Here is a 17,499-nt window from a genome sequence, read left to right as displayed (position 1 = left end):
GCCGTGGAGCCGCTGTGGTCCGAGGCGGGCGGACCGACTCGGTAAGGTCTCCGCTGTGACAGCCCGCAACCCCCACCCAGATCCGCGCGCCACCTCGGACCGACACGATGCGGCGGTGTTCTCGGGACTGCAGGACGGCCCGGGCACCCCGCCCGACCCGACCGAGTCCGAGGCGCGGCGGGTCCGGCTCCTGGCGGGCGCCCAGTCCACTCTCAACGATCACGCGGACGTGCTCGCTCCTCTCGCGTCGGCGTTCGTCGAGGCCGGGCACGAGCTCTACCTCGTCGGCGGGAGTGTGCGCGACGCCGTTCTGGGCCGACTCGGCACGGACCTGGACTTCACCACGGACGCGCGGCCCGAGACGGTCCGGGGGATCCTCGAGACCTACGCGGACACGGTGTGGGACACCGGTATCGAGTTCGGCACCCTGTCGGCGGTCAAGCATGACGCCGGTGGTGTCGAGCAGCAGATCGAGATCACCACGTTCCGCGCGGACTCCTACGACGGGGTGACCCGCAATCCCGACGTGGTCTTCGGGGACACCCTGGAGGGAGACCTGGTCCGTCGCGACTTCACGGTCAACGCGATGGCGGTGCGGCTGCACCCGGACGGACGTCACGAGTTCTGTGACCCCCTCGACGGGATGGAGGCCCTGCTCGCGGGGGTCCTGGACACCCCTGCGGCCCCGGAGCAGTCGTTCTCCGATGATCCGCTGCGCATGCTCCGGGCCTGCCGGTTCGTCTCCCAGTTGGGTTTCTCCCTCGCCCCCCGGGTGTTCCGGGCGATGTCGGAGATGACCGCCGAGATCGACAGGATCACCGTCGAGCGGGTCCGCACCGAGTTGGACAAGACCATCCTGGGGGACTACCCGATCGACGGGATCAACATGCTCTGTGAGGCCGGGTTGGCCGACCGCGTGTTGCCCGAGGTGCCGGGGATGAAGCTGGAACGCGACGAGCACATGCAGCACAAGGACGTGTACTGGCATTCGCTCACCGTGCTGCGGCAGGCCATCGACCTCGAACCGGACGGCCCTGACCTCGTGTTGCGCTGGGCCGCGCTGCTGCACGACGTGGGCAAGCCGGCCACGCGCGCGGCCAAACCGGGCGGCGGGGTGACCTTCCACCACCACGAGGTGGTGGGCGCCAAGATGGTGCGCAAGCGCATGCGTGCACTCAAATACTCCAAGCAGATGATCGAGGACGTCTCGGGGCTGGTGTTCCTCCACCTGCGCTTCCACGGGTACGGCGAGGGGCAGTGGTCCGACTCCGCCGTGCGCCGCTATGTCTCCGACGCGGGACATCTGCTCCCCCGCCTCCACCGGCTGGTGCGCGCGGACTGCACCACGAGGAACAAACGGCGCGCGGCCAGGCTCCAGGCCAGCTACGACTCCCTCGAACACCGGATCGCCGAGATCGCGGAGAAGGAGGATCTGGCCCGCGTCCGACCGGACCTCGACGGCAACGAGATCATGCGGTTGCTCGACCTCAAGCCCGGGCCGGACGTCGGCCGGGCCTGGGCCTTCCTCAAGGAACTGCGCCTGGACCGCGGCCCACTCGACCGCGACGAGGCGGAGGCCGAACTCCTCCGGTGGTGGGCCGAGCGGAGCACAGACCCGCAGAACGGCGACCCGGCGTGATCGGCGGCGCGGTCGACCGCTATCTCGGCTCGACCGCGGGCAGGGCCGTGGCCGCCGTCCTGGCGACGCTCGGTACGGTCCTCCACACGGTCGGAATCCCGGGCCTCCAGAACCTCCCCCCGTACCGCATCGACCTGGACGTCTACCGGGTCGGCGGGCAGGTGTTCCGGGACGGCGGCGATCTCTACGGCGAACTGCCCCGGCTGGCGGAGGGGGCCCACCTGCCCTTCACCTACCCCCCGCTCGCGGCCCAGATCTTCGCCTTGTTCACGCTCGTCCCGTTGGCGGTGGCCTCGGTCGTCATCACGCTGGCCACCATCGCCGTGCTCGCCTCCGTGGTGCAGCTGGTCCTCAGCCGCACCTGTGCTCGTCCGGTCCGCGAGCTGTGGTGGCTCACGGTCGCGGTGATGGCCGTCGCGCTGTGGTTCGGACCGGTCCGCGAGACGATCGGGTTCGGGCAGATCAACGTCTTCCTCATGGCGTTGGTGCTGGTGGACGTGATCCGTGGCCGGGGTCGCTGGTGGGGCGGGATCCTCACCGGCCTGGCGATGGCGATCAAGCTCACCCCCGCGGTGTTCCTGTTGTACTTCGCGCTGCGTCGCGACTGGAGGGGTCTGGGGACCGCGGTCCTCGCCGCGCTCGCCTTCACCGGCCTCGGTCACCTGCTGACCCCGGCCGACTCGGCCCGCTACTGGTCGTTCGCGATCCGGGATCCCGCCCGAATCGGCGCACTGTCGTTCTCCTCCAATCAGTCGGTCAACGGGTTCGTGTACCGCCTCGGTCTCGAGGGCTCGGCGGCATCGGTGGCGTGGTTCGTGGTGTCCGCGCTGGTGGGCCTGGGTATCGCCTGGGTGGCGTGGCGGCTGCTGCGCCACGGGCACGAGGTCGCCGCCGCCGTCGCGGTGGGGTTCGTCGCGCTGTTCTGCTCGCCGGTGTCCTGGGGACACCACTGGGTCTGGTCGGTGCCGGCCGTCGTTCTCACGGCGGTGTGGGCGGCGCGCGCGGCCGAGAGGGATGACGACGACGAGCGTGGCTGGCTCGCCCTGGCGGGCTCCGGCATCGTGGTCTTCCTGACGACACCACAGTGGTGGTTCCCCCATGACGAGGGGCGTGAACTCGCGTGGGGGCCGATCCAGCACCTCGTGGGCGACGCCTATCTCCTCTGGGCGTTGGCCTTTCTCGTCGTCGTCGGCCTCCGGGCCGCGCGGCTCGGGGATCCGGATCTGCACGGGGATCCGGACAGGCCGGTGCTCCTGGTGCGCAGCGACTCCCGCTGAAGGGTCGGTCAAGAGCGTCACTGCCCTCTGTGGAGGGAGGTCGGGTTGTCCACAGATCGCTGCTCGGCACTGGCCCGCGCCACCAGGCCGCGACACCATTTCGGGCATGGACTACTTCTTCGGAGACGGCGTCGGTGAGCCGACGCACTGGCAGGGCACGCCCGACCTCACTCTCGGGACCGGTGCCGCAGACGCGCTGTGGCTGGACTTCGACGGCGACGGGCACGCCGACGACGCCCTGTGGGACTCGACCGGCGACGGTATCGCCGACCGCGTGGTGACCGATGTGGGCACCGGCGCCCAGGAGGTCTACTCGGACGCGGGGGGCCGCGGGGTGTGGGACGTCTTCGCGGGCGGGGCCGGTGCGCTGGCCGCGGGATCCGTGGGTGCGGGTTCCGTTGGCGGGGGTTCGGTGGGTGCGGGGTCCGTCGGCGGTGGTTCGGTCGGCGGTGGTTCGGTTGGTGGGGCTCGGTTGGTGGGGGTTCTGTCGGTGGGGGTTCGCTGGCGGCCGGGTCGCTCGCGGCCGGCGCCGCGGGCGCGGGTGCGCTCGTCGATGGCGCGGTGACGGCCGGTTCGGACGCTCTCGGCGCGCTCCCGGACTGGGGTGCCCTCCTCGCGGACGCGGTCGGCTCCCTCGATCATGGTTCGCTCGGGTCGGAATGGGCCAGGTGGACCGCTCCCCCGGTCATCGAACCGGGGCCGGGAGCACCGCCCGCGCCCGCCGATCAGGCCCCGCCACCTGCCCCGGCGCATCCGGGTCCCGTACAGGGCGGAACGACTCCGGATCCCGCTCCCCCGATCGTCGAGACAGATGGTTCGCTGACGGTGGACACCGGCAGTGGGCTGATGTCGGTCATCGACGCGAACGGAGACGGCCACCTGGACGTGGCGCTTCCCCACGGTTCGGTCGACGTGGGCTCCATCGACGCCGGTGCGCTGGGCGCGGGGTCCGTGGCGGCCGGGTCCGCCGCGGCGGGGTCGACCGCCGCGGGCTCGATGGGTGCCGGGTCCGTGGGCGCGGGGTCCGTGGGCGCCGGTTCGGTCGGGGCGGGCTCTGCGGGTGTGGGTTCGGTGGGAACGGGTTCTGTCGGGGGCGGTTCAGTCGGTGGCGGCTCGGTCGGTGGTGGGTCGGTGGCGGCTGGTTCGCTCGGCTTCGGCTCCTGATCGGAGACCCGTCGCGACGGCGACCGTGGCCGCGACGACGTACAGGGCGACCGGAACCAGCATGAGGGGCACCGAGCGGCCGTCGGCGGGGACGAAGGGCAGGACGACGATCATCCCCACGACGAACGCCGAGTTGAACAGGGCGTCCTGCAGTGCGAACACCTCGCCCCGTCGGGCGTCCGGGACGTCGGTCTGCATGGCGTTGTCGGCGACCAACTTGACCACCTGCGCGCCGAGGCCCAGTGCCAGGGCCCCGGCCACCAGGGCGGTGGGGTCGAGTGTGGGCCCCACCGCCAGCTGGGCCACCGCGGACACGGCCGCGCCGGCCGCGACGACCAGGATCCGGCGGGCCCGCGCGATGGCCCACGGGGTCACCACCGCGGCCAGTCCCATTCCGGCGGCGACAGTCGCGGACAGGAGCCCGAAGCCGCCCATCCCGGCGACCACCGGGCCCCCTCCCCCCTCGGACTCCACATCGCGCAGCAGCAGGACCGCGAGCATCGTGGTGATACCGAAGGCGGCCCGACCGAGCGTCACGCCGGCCAGCGCGACCCAGACCAGGGTGGTGGAGCGGGCGGCGCGCACGCCCTCGGCCAGACCCCCGGCGAACAGCCCCAGCGCATCCCGGGCCACGCCGTCACCGGAATCCGTGGTGATCTCCTCGTCGTCGGGTCCGAGGTGTCGCGGGGGCAGCGCCACAATGGCCCACGCTCCCAGGACGGCGGTGACTACGGCAGGCACGAGCGTCCAGGAAACGGCCGCGTCGCCTGCGCCCAGCACCGCGAGGACCGCGAACGCCGCGACCGCACCGACCGCTGTCACCACCGATCCGACTGTGACGAGAATCGAGTTCGTGGCCGCGAGGATCCGCTCCGGCACCACGCGGGGCATCGACGCGGTCATCCCGGTGTTGATGAGCCGGCCGAGTCCGATCGCCACCAGAGACAGACCGAACAGCGCGGCGAGCCCTGCACCCGAATGCACGGCGCCGACGGCGATCAGCGCGATCGTGGCGATGATCGCGACCGTCCTGATCAGCGCGGCCACCGCCACCACGACCCGTCTGTCCCAGCGGTCGAGGGCGGCGGCGGCGAACGGGCCGACGATCGAGTACGGCAGCAGCATCACGGCGAACCCGCCCGCGATCGCGGCCGGGGTCGTGGCGGACTCGGGGCTGAAGAGCACGATCCCGCCGAGCGCGGCCTGGTGGATCCCCTCACTGAGCAGGGCGGCCAGGCGGGCGGTGGACAGGCGGCCGAGCCCGTCGGACTCCCGCAACGCGGCGGCCAGGCGACCGCGCCTCGTGTCGGCCGGTCCTGCGGTCGGAGAGGTCACGGGAGCCACCGTAGCGAGACCTGATCGAGGGGACGGGGATGTGGTCGGGCGGTGGCGCGGGCATCATGGTCGCATGGACACGGGACCGGACGATCTGAGCGGCGGGGGCCTCTTCGGTGACCGCCTCTACGACGCGATGGACAAGCGGGATCCCGTCGCCGGTTCGCTGCTCATCGCGGCGCCCGACATGCCGGACCCCAACTTCCGGCGGGCGATCATCTACGTGATAGAACACGACCATTCCGGCTCTCTGGGGGTGGTGATCACCCGACGGAGCGAGACACCGGTCGAGACGATCCTGCCGGCCTGGGCGGAGATGTGTGCTCCACCGGCGGTGTTCCACATCGGGGGCCCGGTCAAGCCGGACACCGGCATCGCGCTGGTGGTGCTCGCGTCGGGGGTCGACGGCGAGACCTACTCGGGTCTGCAGCAGATCGAAGGACGGGTCCACGTGGTGGATCTCGACAGCGATCCCGACCAGCTGCGGGACAACGTCGAGGGGATGCGCGTGTTCGTCGGCTATACCGGCTGGGCGCCCGGCCAACTGCAGGGGGAACTGGACCGCGGCGACTGGTACGTCGCGCCCAGCCTCCCCAGCGATCTGCTCGGGCCGTCGCACGTGGACGTCTGGGGCACCGTGCTCCGCCGCCAGGAGATGCCTCTCCCCCTCTACGCCACCTATGTCAGCGACGGGGACGTGAACTGATCGGTCAGTCCTCGGACGTCGGGGTTGTCCTCCCGTTCAGCCGCTCGCGCGCGGTGGCGCCACGCCGACCGAGGGGGAGGGTCCCCGTCGCGGCGGCGAGCCCCGCCCGAGCGCCATCCCCGTAGAAGGTCTCGATGCCCCCCTCGTCCACGACGTAGGTCTCGTGCCAGATCCCCACGGCCCCCGGGTTTCTCCGCGCCCTGGCGTTGAAGTCGCGCCACGCGGGCATGTGTGCTTTCTCGGCGTCCCGGGCGTACCAATAGAGCTGATCGACGGAGTTCCAGTACTGGACAACCCAGGGGCCGTTGGCGCCGAGCAGGGTCTGAGCCCCGAGGAACCCCACGTCCTCGGCCTCTCCCCTGTCGGCCGCCATGCGGATGCGTTCCAGTTCGGCGAGCATCCTGGGCATCGCCCGGAACACCGGGAGCCACAGGTCGGGACGGAGGGGGCGGTGGATGGTCATGCCGATGTGGAAGACGACGAGGCCGCCATCCCGGGCGTGGGTCACGGGAAGAGGCCGCTCCCGGGTCGTGTGGCTGGATGATCGCGTGACCATGTCAACTCCTCTGGACGCTGCCACGGCGCGGTGCCGAGGGCAATTGGATACTTCGGGTATCCGGTGTTGGATACTGCTACTATCCAGTAAAGGAGCGTCGCTGTCGAGAGGGGCGGAGTGAGAATCTCGGAACTCGCCGACGTCACGGGAACGACCGTGACGACACTCAAGTTCTATCTGCGTCGAGGGTTGCTCCACCCCGGACGATCGGTGACCCGCACCCAGGCCGACTACGACGCCGGCCATGTCGAACGGGTCCGTCTGGTCGTGGCGCTGTCCGAGGTGGGAGGCTTGGATCTGGCGGCGGTGGGTCGGGTGCTGGAGGCCATAGAGACCCCCGACGTCGGACGGTTGGACGTGATGGCCACCGCCCAACACGCGCTGTCGGGAGAACGGGCGCACGAGCCCGCGGCTGGGGAGGAGGACACGCCCCGCGGTGACGAACGCACGCGCGCGTGGATCGCCGCCCGGGAGTGGCAGGTCGATCTCGGCGACGTCATCGTCGATCGACTCGCCCAGGCGTGGCGTGCGTGTGACGACGCAGGAATCGGGTTGGACGAGGGTCGTCTGGACGCCTATGCCGACGCCGCCGAGCGGATCGCCCGCATCGATGTCGCCTCGGTCCCGTCCGAGCCGGCGGCGGCGGTGCGACAGGTGGTGCTCGGGACCGTGCTCGTCGAGCCCGTCCTCACCGCGTTGCGTCTGCTCGCGCAGCAGCACGTGGCACTCACCGGCCGCGCTGATCCCGACAAGTGAGATTGGTTAGTCATATAGTAGGACTGGGCGTACTGTCGGCCTGGTGAGGCCCGGACCCGCTGACGACAATAGTGTGGCACCCCGTCAGTGGGCCATTCTCGGGGTCGGCACGCTCGCCGCGTCCTCCGCCTCGGTGTTCGTGGCGGGTGTGGCGTTCCTCCTGCCCTTCCTGCACACGGAGGTCGGCCTGTCGCTCCCCGCGGCGGGCGCGCTGGTGGCGCTGCCCTCGGTGGGGACCGCGCTGACTCTCGTGGCGTGGGGGTGGCTCGTCGACCGGACCGGCGAGCGGCTCGTGCTCGTGAGCGGATCCGTCCTCACCACCGCCGCCCTCGCAGGCGCGCTCATCACCCCGTCCCTGGCCCTGCTCTCGGCGTGCTTCCTGCTCGCGGGCGCGGCCTCGGCCTCCGCTGCCTCGGCGAGTGGTCGGCTCGTGGTGGGGTGGTTCCCCGCGCGACGACGGGGAATGGCGATGGGCGTCCGGCAGATGTCTCAACCCCTCGGGGCGGCGATCGCAGCGATGTCGATGCCCGCGCTGGCGGCCTCGCACGGTCTGCGTGCAGCCCTGGCCGTCCCCCTGGTCATGGCGGGGGCCTCGGCGGTCGCCGCCCTCGTCGTCGTCATCGATCCTCCGCGACCGGACCGCGACGACCCCGCGTCCACCACACTCGCCACGTCGCCCTACCGGGCCTCCCGATACCTGCACCGGATCCATGGCGTCTCCGTGCTGCTCGTCCTCCCCCAGGCCCTCATGCAGTCGTTCATGCTCGCGTGGCTGGTCCTCGGGCACGGGTGGTCCCCCGCCTCGGCGGGCGCGGTGGTGACGGCCGCGCAACTCCTGGCGGCGGCCGGGCGGATCGCCGTGGGCGTGATCTCCGACCGCGTGGGCTCGAGGCTGACACCGCTTCGCGCAGTGGCAGTGTCGGTCTCCGCGGGACTGCTCGCCCTGGCGGTCGCAGAAGTCTTCGGTGCACCAGGGGCCGTCGCCGTGGCCCTCGCCGTGATCGCCGCGGTACTGGTCGTGGCGGACAACGGCCTCGCCTTCACCGCGGTCGCCGAACACGCCGGTCCCCACTGGAGCGGGCGCGCGTTGGGTGTCCAGAACACCGCGCAGTTCCTCGCGATCTCCGCGGTCACCCCGGTGTTCGCGGCGGGGATCGACCGGTGGGGTTATGGGCCGGTCTTCGCCGGAGCCGCGGTGGTCGCCGCACTGGCGGTGCCCGTCGTGCCGCGGCTCGATCGGGCCCGGTGATCCCGGCCGGTGCGCCCGGTCGTCACCCGGTGACCGCATCGGGCGCCGGGTGCCCCCGGTACTGCCCCACCGACCACACGTTCCCCTCGGGGTCTCGGGCGGAGAAGGTGTGATCACCGTAGTCGGTGTCGTGCATCTCCATGACGATCTCGGCCCCCGCCGCCAGGGCGCGCTGGTAGACGGCATCGGAGTCGGCCGTCACGACGTACGCGAGACCCGACCCGGGTGGTGTGGCGTGTGGGTCGTCGTCCCCTCTCCCACCGTCCCCCAGCATGACGCCTCCGCCCTCCGGCCAGAGCAGTTCGGCGTGGACGATGCGGCCGTCGTCGGGGTGCGAGACGGTCTCGACGAAGCCGAGTGTGTCGACGAGCCAGTCGATGACGAGGCGGGAGTCGGTGCAGCGGAAGCAGTGCCAGACGGTGGGCGCGGGTGCGGCGCCGGGTTCGTGAGTAGTCATGCCGATGAGTCTGCTCCGGGGTCGGGTGGCCAGGCTTGGATGTTTCGGAACTCCTCGGCGATCCAGTTCGTCGGTGATGTGCCCGCGTACCGCCGGTAGGCGGCGTCGAGGTGCGCGTGGTCGGCGTACCCGTGGTCATGGGCGAGGTCGGCCAGTCGGAGTCCGACCGGCCGTGGCCCCGTGGACCGGCGAACGGCCTCCCTCAGCGCAGAGTGGGTCGCCTCGAAGCGCATCAGGTCGGCGAGTGCTTTGGTGCCGATCCCCAGTTCAGCCCTGCAGAGCGTCGACAGATGCCGGGGCGTGACCCCCACCTCGGAGGCGACGTCTGCCACCCGCATCCGGCCACCGGAACGCCCGAGCAGGCGCCATGCGCCCACCACCTCCCGGCGTGGCCCGGGCACGCGCTCGTACCTGCCCGCCGCCGAGGCCAACCCGGCGGCCACGAGCGCCGCGCGGTCACGGGGATGGGCTGACGCCACACGCGAGTGGAGCGCCCGGATCCGCGACCCGAGGACGTCCTCGCCGTCATGGGTGAGCTCGGAGAGAGCTGCCGCGGGTACCCCGAGCAGGCGTCGCGCGGCGAGGGGGTGCACCTCGACCTGGACCCCTTCCTCGCGATCCGGTCGTTGCAGATAGACGGGCCGGGTGTGAAACCCGCCGATGCACACGTCGTGGCGCACCCCCTCCCCGCGGGCCCACTCGTCGTAGGAATACGAGCACAACAGCGGAGAGTCCGTGGCCACGACCACGGTGAGGGAGGAGGTGGGCAGTCCCCGGTGGGGTGGCCGTTGCGGCCGCGGGCCGATCCCCTCCACGGCATAGGGGACCAGCCGCCTGACCCCGGGCGGCGGAGTGGCCTCGCGCACGCTCACGGGACCCAGTGTGCCGCCTCCCGTCGGGGGTGGCCAGGCTTCCGCGGTCGTTACACTGCTCGGCGTGCAGTCCGGCTCCTCTACCAGTGCAGAGATCCGCAAGGGTCTGGCCGACTGCTCGACCGTCGGGCTGGGTCTGATCCCTCTGGGGCTGGCGTTCGGGGTGCTGCTCACCCAGGCGGGGTTCGCGTGGTGGTGGGCCCCGGTGTTCTCGGTGATGATCTACGCCGGGTCCATGGAGTTCCTGGCGATCGGTCTGCTCACCGCGGTCACTCCCCTGTACTCGCTGGCGGCGGCGGCGTTCCTCGTCAACTTCCGTCACGTGTTCTACGGGCTCAGCTTCCCGTTGGGGGCGATCCGCTCGCGGCTCGGTCGGCTCTACTCGGTGTACGCGCTCACGGACGAGGTCTACGCGATCACCGCCACCAAGAAGCGCAGTGAGATGACGGGGCCGCGGACACTGACCATCGCGATCACCTGTCAGACCCTGTGGGTCGCCCCCGGCATCGTCGGGGCGCTCGTCGGCACGACCCTGCCGGAGGGGTTGGACGGTCTGCAGTTCGCGTTGACCGCGCTCTTCGCCGTCCTCGCGGTGGACGCGTGGCGCGCCTCGGGAGACCTACCGGCGCCTGTGATCGGCCTGGTGTGCGGTCTGGTGGCGGCGTGGCTGGCCCCGGACCAGATGCTCATCGTCGGGTTGTGCGCCTTCGTGGCCGTGTTGATCGCGCGGTACGTATGGGCGACCCGCGAGGGGAGGGAACCGACGTGAACTCCCCGGTGACCGCCGTCCCGGTGCCAGGGGCCGGCTACCTGCTGGCCGGGTTGGGCGTGATGTTCGTCGTGACGGTGGCACTACGCGCCGCGCCGTTCGTCGCTCTGACCAGGCTCCGCGACTCGAGTCTCGTGCGCTATCTGGGCCGCACGATGCCGGCCGGGGTGATGGCGGTGCTGGTGGTCTACACCCTTCGCGACACCTCCGCCGAGCTCGGCTCGTGGCTGCCCGCCACCGCGGCGCTGGCGCTCACGCTGGCCGTGCACCTGGCGTTTCGGCGCGCGGCGGTGAGCATCATCCTCGGAACGGCGGCCTACATGGTCCTGCTGGCCGGGCTCGGGTGAGGGTGGCCGGGTGAGCGTGGCCCGGCCTGTCCCCCGCCCGCGCCGCCGCCAGCGTTCAGCGAGCCGCTGCTCAGCGGGCTACGGGGCAGGCGCCCAGCTCGACCTTCCACTCGGTGAGGCCGTTGAGCCACCCGGACCGCAGCCGGGTGGGCTCGCCGAGTGAGGTCAGGTCGGGGAAGTAGTCGGCGACGGCGTTGAAGATCAGCTCGAGCTGCATCCGTGCGAGGTTGGCGCCGAGGCAGTAGTGCGGACCTTGGCCGCCGAAGGTCACGTGCGGGTTCGGATCGCGGAGAATGTTGAAGGTGAACGGGTCGTCGAACACCTCCTCGTCGAAGTTGGCGGACCCGTAGCAGATCAGCACGCGATCACCTTTGGCGATGGACACTCCCCCGATCTCGACGTCCTCCATGGCGGTGCGCTGGAACTGGGTGATCGGCGATGCCCACCGCAGGATCTCGTCGTAGGCCGTCTCGGGCCGGTCGCGCTTGAACAGCTCCCACTGGTCGGGGTTCTCCAGCATGGCCACCATCCCGTGGGTTGTGGCGTTGCGGGTGGTTTCGTTGCCGGCCACCGCGAGGAGCGTGACGAACCAGCCGAACTCCTCGGCAGACAGGTGCTCGCCGTCGACGTCGGCCTGGACGAGTTTCGTCACGATGTCGTCCCGCGGATTGGCGGCACGGTCCTCGGCCATGGCGTTGGCGTAGCCGATGAGTTCCATGGACGCGATGGCGGGAGCATCCGGGTCGCCGCCGGCGTCGTAGCTGGTCATGATGTTGGACCACTCGAAGATCTTGTGGCGGTCCTCCTGCGGCACGCCCAGCAGATCCGCGATCGCCTGCAGCGGGAGCTCGGAGGCGATAGCGGTGACGAAGTCGTCGGCGTTCGACTCGGCGGCGGCGGTGACGATCTGACGCGCCCGGTCGGCGAGCTCGTCCCGCATCCCGGCCACGCCTCGGGGGGTGAATCCGCGGGAGATGATGCGCCGGTGCTTCTTGTGGATCTCGCCGTCCTCGTTGACGAGCATCTCCCGCTGGGCCTCGATGATCGAGCGGTCGGTGCCCTCGGAGAAGCGCGGGATCATGGTGTTCTCCCCCGCGGAGAACAACTCCCCGGTGAGGCGCGAGATCTCCTTGACGTCGGCGTGTCTGGTCACCAGCCAGTAATGGTCGTCGTCGAAACCGTCTGAGCCGGGCCGCTTGTCGACGCGGCGGATCGGCTCGGACTGCCGGAGCTGGCGCCACTCCTCGTGTGGGAGCCGTTTCTCGAACAGGTCCGGGTTGGTGAAGTCGAATCCCGCCGGGATGGTCACGTTCACGGTGTCTCCTGCGCCTCGTCCCCCGCCGGGTCGGCAGGGGTGGGAAAGGTGAATAGTGGTAACTATATACACGTGGCGCTATCCGTGAGTGAGATTCTCGACCGCGCGTTGATGCTGGCCGAGGAGATGTCGGGATCGATCGAACGCGCCGCGGCGAACTACGGCCTCACCGTTCCGCGGCTCGAGTTGCTGTTCGTCCTGGGGCTCGAGGGCGAGTGCAAGCAGGTGGAGCTGGCGACCTTCCTCGACTGCTCACCGCGCCAGGTCACCGCACTGGTCGACGGTCTGGTCGCGAGCGGCCACGTGGTCCGGACCATGCCGCCGGACGACCGGCGGGTCCGGCTGGTCAACCTCACCGACGAGTCGCGTCGGATCGTGGACGAGGTCGTGTCGGCGCGGGTGGCGTTGGCGGAGTGGCTGTTCGAGGGGCTCGACGACGACGACCTGCAGACGTTCGGCACCGTGTCGGAGAGGCTGGTCTCCCGGATGAGCGGGCGGGCCCTGAGTCGGCTCTCAGCCCAGTGAGTCAGCCCAGTGACTCAGGCCTGGGCCAGGGCTGTGCAGTCCGTGCAGCCGGTGGATTCCCGGGCGTATTCGACGAAACCTCGGGACAGGTAGTTCGGTATCGCGGCAGGGGAGTCGTCCACGCAGGTGTGCAGCCAGACCCGGCGGCACCCCGGGACCTGCCACGCGATACGGGTGATCTCGGAGAGGAACCATCCGCCCAGGCCCAGGCCGGCGAACCGGGGGAGCAGCCCGAAGTAGACGATCTCGACATCAACGCCGTCCGCAGGGTCGTCGAGTTCTGTACCCGGTTCGTCTCCGCACGGGCTCATGCGCAGTTCGGCGAATCCGGCGGTCTCGCCCCCCCGGCTCGCCCGGAAGGTGGTGACGCAGGGGTCAGCGCAGTAGGACGCCCAGCGCCCGTCAGACCATTCGAGCCGGTCGGTCCACTTCCAGTCACCGCCGATCTCGCGGTACATCTGCGAGTTGAAGGCGGGCTCGGCCGGGAAGACCCGGGAGATCGTCAGGTCTGCGCGGCGTGCCGGGCGCAACCACGACGCGTCGGTCTGCTGCAGATAGGTCACGCTGGTCATCGCGCTATTCAAGCACCGCCGCCCTGCGGCCACCCAACCGGAGTCGGAGGCCGCAGGGCGCGGTCGAGGTCGGCGTCAATTGAAGTGGATCTGCGGAAGGCCGGGAATGTCTAGCCCGTTGACCGATCCGGCGAAGCTCTCCTGCGCCTGGTTGATCGCGTGGTTGATTCCGTTCTGTGCGCCGAGCGCCGCATGCGGATCAGCCGCGATGAGTCCTGCGGGCGCTGCAGAACCAGCGACCACCCCCGCGGCGACCGGGGCCCCGATCGCGGTGGCCGCGGTGACGACTGGGCCAGCGGCGATCGCCGCTCCGGCGACGGGTGCCGCCGAGGCACCCATTCCGACGAGCGCCTGAATGATTCCGGCGCCGACTATGGCGATCAGTGAAATGGGATCCATGACGACTTCTCCTCTTTCTGTGTGCTGGCGAGCGGTGTGGTCAGCCGATGCGAATCGGGTTGAGTGGAATCGGGTCCTGCGGGACCACCGGCGCGCGGTCGAGGTGGAGATCGGGGAATCGGAACTCGGGGGGCGCCGGAGGGGGCGGCGGCGCCGGCGGGATTACAGTGGCGGGCCGGTACGGCTGCCTCGCCGGGGCGGGGGCCGGGGCCGGGGCCGGTGCTGGAGCCGGAGCCACGCGGGCGGGCACGGGCTCTGCTGCGGGCGCCGCCGCGGGTACCGCGCCCGGCGCCGGAGGTGCGGCAGTGGAACTGATTGGCGCTGTCGAGCTCCGCGTGGTCGGTGCGGTGGACGTCGCGGCAGGAGTGGTTCGTCGTGCGGAAGTGGGGTCCGGGAGTGGGCGGGCCGAGGTGGTCAGCCCGGCCTGAGCGGCCGGAGCCTCGGACGAGACCGCCCGTATGTCGGTCCCTGCACCTTCTGCCGAGAGGATCGCGGCCACCGCTCCTCCGGTGACCCCCGCCAGTGCGAGACCGGCCAGTATGACCGCGGCGATGCCCGGACGGCGCGCCGCCTTCGCAATGTCGTTGTGCATGCCCGCCCTTGTCGTCGCGTCCGAAGTGTGCCGCCGGAAGCCTCGGCTCCCGGCGTGGGTGCTGCTGTGCTGATGCGGCGAGAACATTAAGGTGGCGTCCCCGGGTGGACAATTGCTTCGTCGACTAAGCATGACGGACCACGCGCGACACGTTGACCTGCTGATACAGCGTCAACATCGGTCCGGCATCGTCGGCCCAGGTAGTGAGCCCGACACGACCGGTGAGGTGCGAAGAGTCGACAAGATGTGAATTCCCACATCATGGGCTACGCGTGACGCAGTTCACCGCCGCAGTGTTCAGTTGCGGTTCAGCCCGACCTCCGTAGGGTCGCGCCCATGACCAGCGTTCTCATGATCCTGTCCGCCGCCGACCACTGGACCCTCAAGGACGGATCCGCGCACCCCACCGGATTCTGGGCCGAGGAGTTCGTGACCCCCTACGAGGTATTCACGGGCGCCGGTTGGGACGTCACGGTGGCCACTCCCGGTGGGCGCGCCCCGACGGTTGATCAGGCGAGCCTCGACGAGGGGGCAGGCGACCCGGAGACCCTCGAGAAGGTCAAGGCCTCACTCGACCGTCTCGAGCCGGTTCTCACCACACCCGTCGATCTCGCCTCCGTGGCCCACGAGGACTTCGACCTGGTCTTCTACCCCGGTGGACACGGCCCGCTCGAGGATCTGGCCGTGGACAGCGTGTCCGGCACCATCCTCACCGAGCGCGTCAGCGCCGGGTCACCCCTGGCACTGCTCTGCCACGCCCCGGCGGCGCTGCTCGCCGCGTCCGAGGACCCGGCGTCCTCACCGTTCGCCGGATTCCGGGTCACCGGTTTCTCCAACGTCGAGGAGGAGCAGGTCGGTCTGGCCGCCAACGCCCCCTGGCTCCTGGAGGACAAGCTGGTGGAGCTGGGTGCCGACTACTCCAAGGCTCCCGAGCCGTGGGGTTCGTACGTCGTGGTGGACCGGAACCTCTACACCGGGCAGAACCCGCAGTCGTCCGCCGAACTGGCCGAGCGGCTCATCGCGGACCTCGCCGGCTGAGCCGATGGATCACGTCGTCGACCAGCACGCGATCATCGACGGCCACCGCGTCGCCCACGGCGTCCACGGGGCCGGGGAGCCCGTAGTGCTGGTGCACGGCACCCCGTCATCGTCGTACATCTGGCGGAACGTCGTGCCCCGGCTCGTCGACGCCGGGTACCGCGCCCACGTCTTCGACCTGCTGGGCTACGGCCTGTCCGAGAGGCCGCGCGACCCGGCCGTGGACACGTCGATCACCGGGCAGGTCGCCGTCCTCGAGGGACTTCTCGACCTGTGGGGGTTGGAGACGTTCCACCTGGCCGCGCACGATATCGGCGGCGGCGTCGCCCAACGGTTCGGGGTCCGCTCGGCCGAGCGCCTGCGCACGCTGACGCTGATCGACGTCGTGAGCTTCGACTCCTATCCCTCCGAGCGCACCCGGCAACAGATGGCCGACGGGCTGGAGGTGCTGGCGAAGAAGCCCGACGACGAGCACCGCGAGCATTTCCGGGAGTGGTTGCTGTCCACCCACAGCGACCCCTCGGGGTTCGACCCGGAGGCCCTTCGGATCTACGTGGACATCATCAGCGGTCCGATCGGTCAACCGAGTCTGTTCCAGCACCAGGTGGCGCACTACGACCCCGTCCACACCATGGAGATCAGCGACCAGTTGGACACGCTGGGCCGGGTCCCGGTCCAACTGATCTGGGGTGCGGACGACACCTGGCAGGTCATCGACCACGCCCACCGGCTGCAGCAGGCGATCCCGGGCAGCGCGCTGCACGTGATCGAGCAGTGCGGCCACTTCGCCCCGGAGGAACGCCCCGCCGAGGTGGCGGCCGCGCTCCGGGAGTTCCTCGACGCGCACCGGGGTTGACCGCTCTCACGGCGGGCTGGGGTGCTCACGCCCTGGCCCCGGACGGGTTGTCACGCCGCGGGCGCCTCGGTTCCCTCCGCCCGTCCGTAGTGACCCGCCAACCAGGCACACACGATGAGCTGGATCTGGTGGAACAGCATCAGGGGGAGCACCAGGAGCCCGACGGGTTGGCCGACGAACAGCACAGCGGCCATGGGAAGCCCGGTGGCCAGTGACTTCTTGGACCCGCAGAACTGCACGACCCTCTTGTCCCGGTCGGCGAACCCGAGCGCGCGGGAGATCAGTTCGGTCAGCCCCAGCACCACCGCGAGCAGGACGCAGCACGCGGCGATCAGCCACGTCAGCTGGGCCGGTCCGACCCTCGACCAGATGTCGTCGGCGACTCCCTCGGAGAACGCCGCGTAGACGATCAGGACGATCACCGACTTGTCGAACAGCGCCAGCCGCCTGATCCTGGAGATGACCGGCAGGACCCACCGTCGCAGCAGCTGGCCCAGCACGAACGGCAGCAGCAGCTGCAGGGCGATCTTCCCGACCGAGTCCCACGTGATCACCACCGCTCCGTCCCTGGTCATGAGGGCGAAGACCAACAGGGGAGTGAGGACCACCCCGAGGAGGTTGGACACCGACGCCGAGACCACGGCCGCACTGACGTGGCCGCGGGCGATCGCGACGAACGTGATCGAGGACTGCACGGTCGACGGCACGAGCGTGAGGAAGAGGAACCCGGCGGCCAGCGGCCCGCCGAGCACCGGCGTGAGGGCCCAGCTGCCCAGCAGGCCGAGTGCCGGGAACAGCAGGAACGTCGCGGCGAGCACCACGGAGTGCAGCCGCCAGTGCCTGAGGCCGGCCAGGAGTTCGCGGGGTTCCAGCCGCGCGCCGTAGAGGAAGAACAAGACGGCGATCCCGATGGTCGTGATCCAACCGAGCGCTGTGGCGGCCCCGCCGGTGGCCGGCAACAGCGTCGCCACCACGACGGCGGCCAGGATCGCCAGGATGAACGGCTCGATCCGGAGGCGTCGCAGGAATCTCATCGGCCCATCTCACCACTCCGCGGCACGGGAGGTCTGGGCGA

Annotated in this window: 20 protein-coding genes; 12 read left to right on the top strand and 8 right to left on the bottom strand. The window is 70.5% G+C overall.

Translation table 11 applies throughout. The features are described from left to right. Positions 1 to 115: 115 nt before the first annotated feature. The 4 genes from CT688_RS17110 (at position 116) to CT688_RS17430 (ending at position 4,080) form a co-directional block, all read left to right on the top strand. Positions 116 to 1,639 carry a CCA tRNA nucleotidyltransferase gene (locus tag CT688_RS17110; protein WP_107758305.1) on the top strand — a complete coding sequence of 508 codons (1,524 nt, stop codon included), beginning with the start codon at positions 116 to 118 and terminating at the stop codon, positions 1,637 to 1,639. Further along, on the top strand, positions 1,636 to 2,916 hold the full coding sequence (locus CT688_RS17105) for a glycosyltransferase 87 family protein (RefSeq protein WP_107757870.1): 1,281 nt from the start codon (positions 1,636 to 1,638) through the stop codon (positions 2,914 to 2,916). The genes CT688_RS17110 and CT688_RS17105 overlap by 4 nt, the downstream gene beginning before the upstream one ends. Before the next feature lie 106 nt (positions 2,917 to 3,022). Next, positions 3,023 to 3,481 (top strand): hypothetical protein, encoded by a 459-nt coding sequence (locus CT688_RS17435; RefSeq protein ID WP_159078026.1) that lies wholly within the window; start codon positions 3,023 to 3,025, stop codon positions 3,479 to 3,481. After that, positions 3,478 to 4,080, top strand: coding sequence for a hypothetical protein (locus CT688_RS17430; protein ID WP_159078025.1), 603 nt, complete (start codon positions 3,478 to 3,480; stop codon positions 4,078 to 4,080). Before CT688_RS17435 ends, CT688_RS17430 begins: the two co-directional genes overlap by 4 nt. On the opposite strand, the gene CT688_RS17090 is transcribed toward CT688_RS17430, so the two are convergent. Then, entirely contained in the window at positions 4,015 to 5,415 is a 1,401-nt protein-coding gene (locus tag CT688_RS17090) for an MFS transporter (protein WP_107757869.1), read from the bottom strand. The two genes, CT688_RS17430 and CT688_RS17090, sit on opposite strands and share 66 nt — an antisense overlap. A 73-nt stretch (positions 5,416 to 5,488) precedes the next feature. On the opposite strand from CT688_RS17090, the gene CT688_RS17085 reads away from it, so the two are divergent. Continuing rightward, positions 5,489 to 6,121 carry a YqgE/AlgH family protein gene (locus CT688_RS17085; protein ID WP_107757868.1) on the top strand — a complete coding sequence of 211 codons (633 nt, stop codon included), beginning with the start codon at positions 5,489 to 5,491 and terminating at the stop codon, positions 6,119 to 6,121. Between the two features lie 4 nt (positions 6,122 to 6,125). On the opposite strand, the gene CT688_RS17080 is transcribed toward CT688_RS17085, so the two are convergent. Further along, on the bottom strand, positions 6,126 to 6,677 hold the full coding sequence (locus CT688_RS17080; RefSeq protein WP_107757867.1) for a DUF4188 domain-containing protein: 552 nt from the start codon (positions 6,675 to 6,677) through the stop codon (positions 6,126 to 6,128). Between the two features lie 117 nt (positions 6,678 to 6,794). Between CT688_RS17080 and CT688_RS17075 the strand changes: the two genes are divergently transcribed. Together CT688_RS17075 and CT688_RS17070 are read left to right on the top strand one after the other, a co-directional pair. Next, positions 6,795 to 7,433: a MerR family transcriptional regulator gene (locus CT688_RS17075; protein ID WP_107757866.1), complete on the top strand. Its 639-nt coding sequence runs from the start codon at positions 6,795 to 6,797 to the stop codon at positions 7,431 to 7,433. 73 nt (positions 7,434 to 7,506) lie between these two features. Next, complete coding sequence (locus CT688_RS17070; protein ID WP_107757865.1) at positions 7,507 to 8,682, top strand: MFS transporter; 1,176 nt, start codon at positions 7,507 to 7,509, stop codon at positions 8,680 to 8,682. 22 nt (positions 8,683 to 8,704) lie between these two features. Here CT688_RS17070 and CT688_RS17065 read toward each other — a convergent pair whose 3' ends face one another. Then, on the bottom strand, positions 8,705 to 9,139 hold the full coding sequence (locus CT688_RS17065; RefSeq protein ID WP_107757864.1) for a VOC family protein: 435 nt from the start codon (positions 9,137 to 9,139) through the stop codon (positions 8,705 to 8,707). Beyond that, on the bottom strand, positions 9,136 to 10,011 hold the full coding sequence (locus CT688_RS17060) for an AraC family transcriptional regulator (RefSeq protein ID WP_156607325.1): 876 nt from the start codon (positions 10,009 to 10,011) through the stop codon (positions 9,136 to 9,138). Before CT688_RS17060 ends, CT688_RS17065 begins: the two co-directional genes overlap by 4 nt. A 64-nt stretch (positions 10,012 to 10,075) precedes the next feature. Here CT688_RS17060 and CT688_RS17055 point away from each other — a divergent pair, with 64 nt between their 5' ends. Next, complete coding sequence (locus CT688_RS17055; protein ID WP_107758304.1) at positions 10,076 to 10,780, top strand: AzlC family ABC transporter permease; 705 nt, start codon at positions 10,076 to 10,078, stop codon at positions 10,778 to 10,780. Continuing rightward, entirely contained in the window at positions 10,777 to 11,127 is a 351-nt protein-coding gene (locus CT688_RS17050; protein WP_370446319.1) for a branched-chain amino acid transporter permease, read from the top strand. Before CT688_RS17055 ends, CT688_RS17050 begins: the two co-directional genes overlap by 4 nt. Positions 11,128 to 11,197: 70 nt before the next feature. On the opposite strand, the gene CT688_RS17045 is transcribed toward CT688_RS17050, so the two are convergent. Next, entirely contained in the window at positions 11,198 to 12,442 is a 1,245-nt protein-coding gene (locus CT688_RS17045; protein WP_107757861.1) for a cytochrome P450, read from the bottom strand. A gap of 84 nt (positions 12,443 to 12,526) precedes the next feature. Here CT688_RS17045 and CT688_RS17040 point away from each other — a divergent pair, with 84 nt between their 5' ends. Beyond that, the gene (locus tag CT688_RS17040) at positions 12,527 to 12,967 is read left to right on the top strand and encodes a MarR family winged helix-turn-helix transcriptional regulator (protein ID WP_231750418.1); all 441 of its coding nucleotides are present in this window, start codon (positions 12,527 to 12,529) and stop codon (positions 12,965 to 12,967) included. 14 nt (positions 12,968 to 12,981) lie between these two features. Here CT688_RS17040 and CT688_RS17035 read toward each other — a convergent pair whose 3' ends face one another. Together CT688_RS17035 and CT688_RS17030 are read right to left on the bottom strand one after the other, a co-directional pair. Then, on the bottom strand, positions 12,982 to 13,539 hold the full coding sequence (locus tag CT688_RS17035) for an N-acetyltransferase (protein WP_107757860.1): 558 nt from the start codon (positions 13,537 to 13,539) through the stop codon (positions 12,982 to 12,984). Positions 13,540 to 13,614: 75 nt separating this feature from the next. Continuing rightward, the gene (locus tag CT688_RS17030; RefSeq protein ID WP_107757859.1) at positions 13,615 to 13,938 is read right to left on the bottom strand and encodes a hypothetical protein; all 324 of its coding nucleotides are present in this window, start codon (positions 13,936 to 13,938) and stop codon (positions 13,615 to 13,617) included. A 928-nt stretch (positions 13,939 to 14,866) separates the two neighbouring features. Here CT688_RS17030 and CT688_RS17020 point away from each other — a divergent pair. Both CT688_RS17020 and CT688_RS17015 read left to right on the top strand, forming a co-directional pair. Then, on the top strand, positions 14,867 to 15,568 hold the full coding sequence (locus CT688_RS17020) for a type 1 glutamine amidotransferase domain-containing protein (protein ID WP_107757857.1): 702 nt from the start codon (positions 14,867 to 14,869) through the stop codon (positions 15,566 to 15,568). A 4-nt stretch (positions 15,569 to 15,572) separates the two neighbouring features. Further along, complete coding sequence (locus CT688_RS17015) at positions 15,573 to 16,424, top strand: alpha/beta fold hydrolase (protein WP_107757856.1); 852 nt, start codon at positions 15,573 to 15,575, stop codon at positions 16,422 to 16,424. Between the two features lie 50 nt (positions 16,425 to 16,474). Here CT688_RS17015 and CT688_RS17010 read toward each other — a convergent pair whose 3' ends face one another. Next, positions 16,475 to 17,458 (bottom strand): bile acid:sodium symporter family protein, encoded by a 984-nt coding sequence (locus CT688_RS17010; RefSeq protein WP_107757855.1) that lies wholly within the window; start codon positions 17,456 to 17,458, stop codon positions 16,475 to 16,477. Positions 17,459 to 17,499: the final 41 nt, after the last annotated feature.

Source organism: Dietzia sp. JS16-p6b (assembly GCF_003052165.1).
Classification (GTDB): domain Bacteria; phylum Actinomycetota; class Actinomycetes; order Mycobacteriales; family Mycobacteriaceae; genus Dietzia.
The sequence above is the reverse complement of the archived record's forward strand: the minus strand, read 5'-3'. Positions and strand labels throughout refer to the sequence as shown.

Coding starts and splice junctions, on each gene's coding strand:
- CT688_RS17435 (WP_159078026.1), top strand. CDS start 3,023: ATGGACTACTTCTTCGGAGACGGCGTCGGTGAGCCGACGCACTGGCAG.
- CT688_RS17085 (WP_107757868.1), top strand. CDS start 5,489: ATGGACACGGGACCGGACGATCTGAGCGGCGGGGGCCTCTTCGGTGAC.
- CT688_RS17080 (WP_107757867.1), bottom strand. CDS start 6,677: ATGGTCACGCGATCATCCAGCCACACGACCCGGGAGCGGCCTCTTCCC.
- CT688_RS17065 (WP_107757864.1), bottom strand. CDS start 9,139: ATGACTACTCACGAACCCGGCGCCGCACCCGCGCCCACCGTCTGGCAC.
- CT688_RS17035 (WP_107757860.1), bottom strand. CDS start 13,539: ATGACCAGCGTGACCTATCTGCAGCAGACCGACGCGTCGTGGTTGCGC.
- CT688_RS17030 (WP_107757859.1), bottom strand. CDS start 13,938: ATGGATCCCATTTCACTGATCGCCATAGTCGGCGCCGGAATCATTCAG.
- CT688_RS17020 (WP_107757857.1), top strand. CDS start 14,867: ATGACCAGCGTTCTCATGATCCTGTCCGCCGCCGACCACTGGACCCTC.
- CT688_RS17015 (WP_107757856.1), top strand. CDS start 15,573: ATGGATCACGTCGTCGACCAGCACGCGATCATCGACGGCCACCGCGTC.
- CT688_RS17010 (WP_107757855.1), bottom strand. CDS start 17,458: ATGAGATTCCTGCGACGCCTCCGGATCGAGCCGTTCATCCTGGCGATC.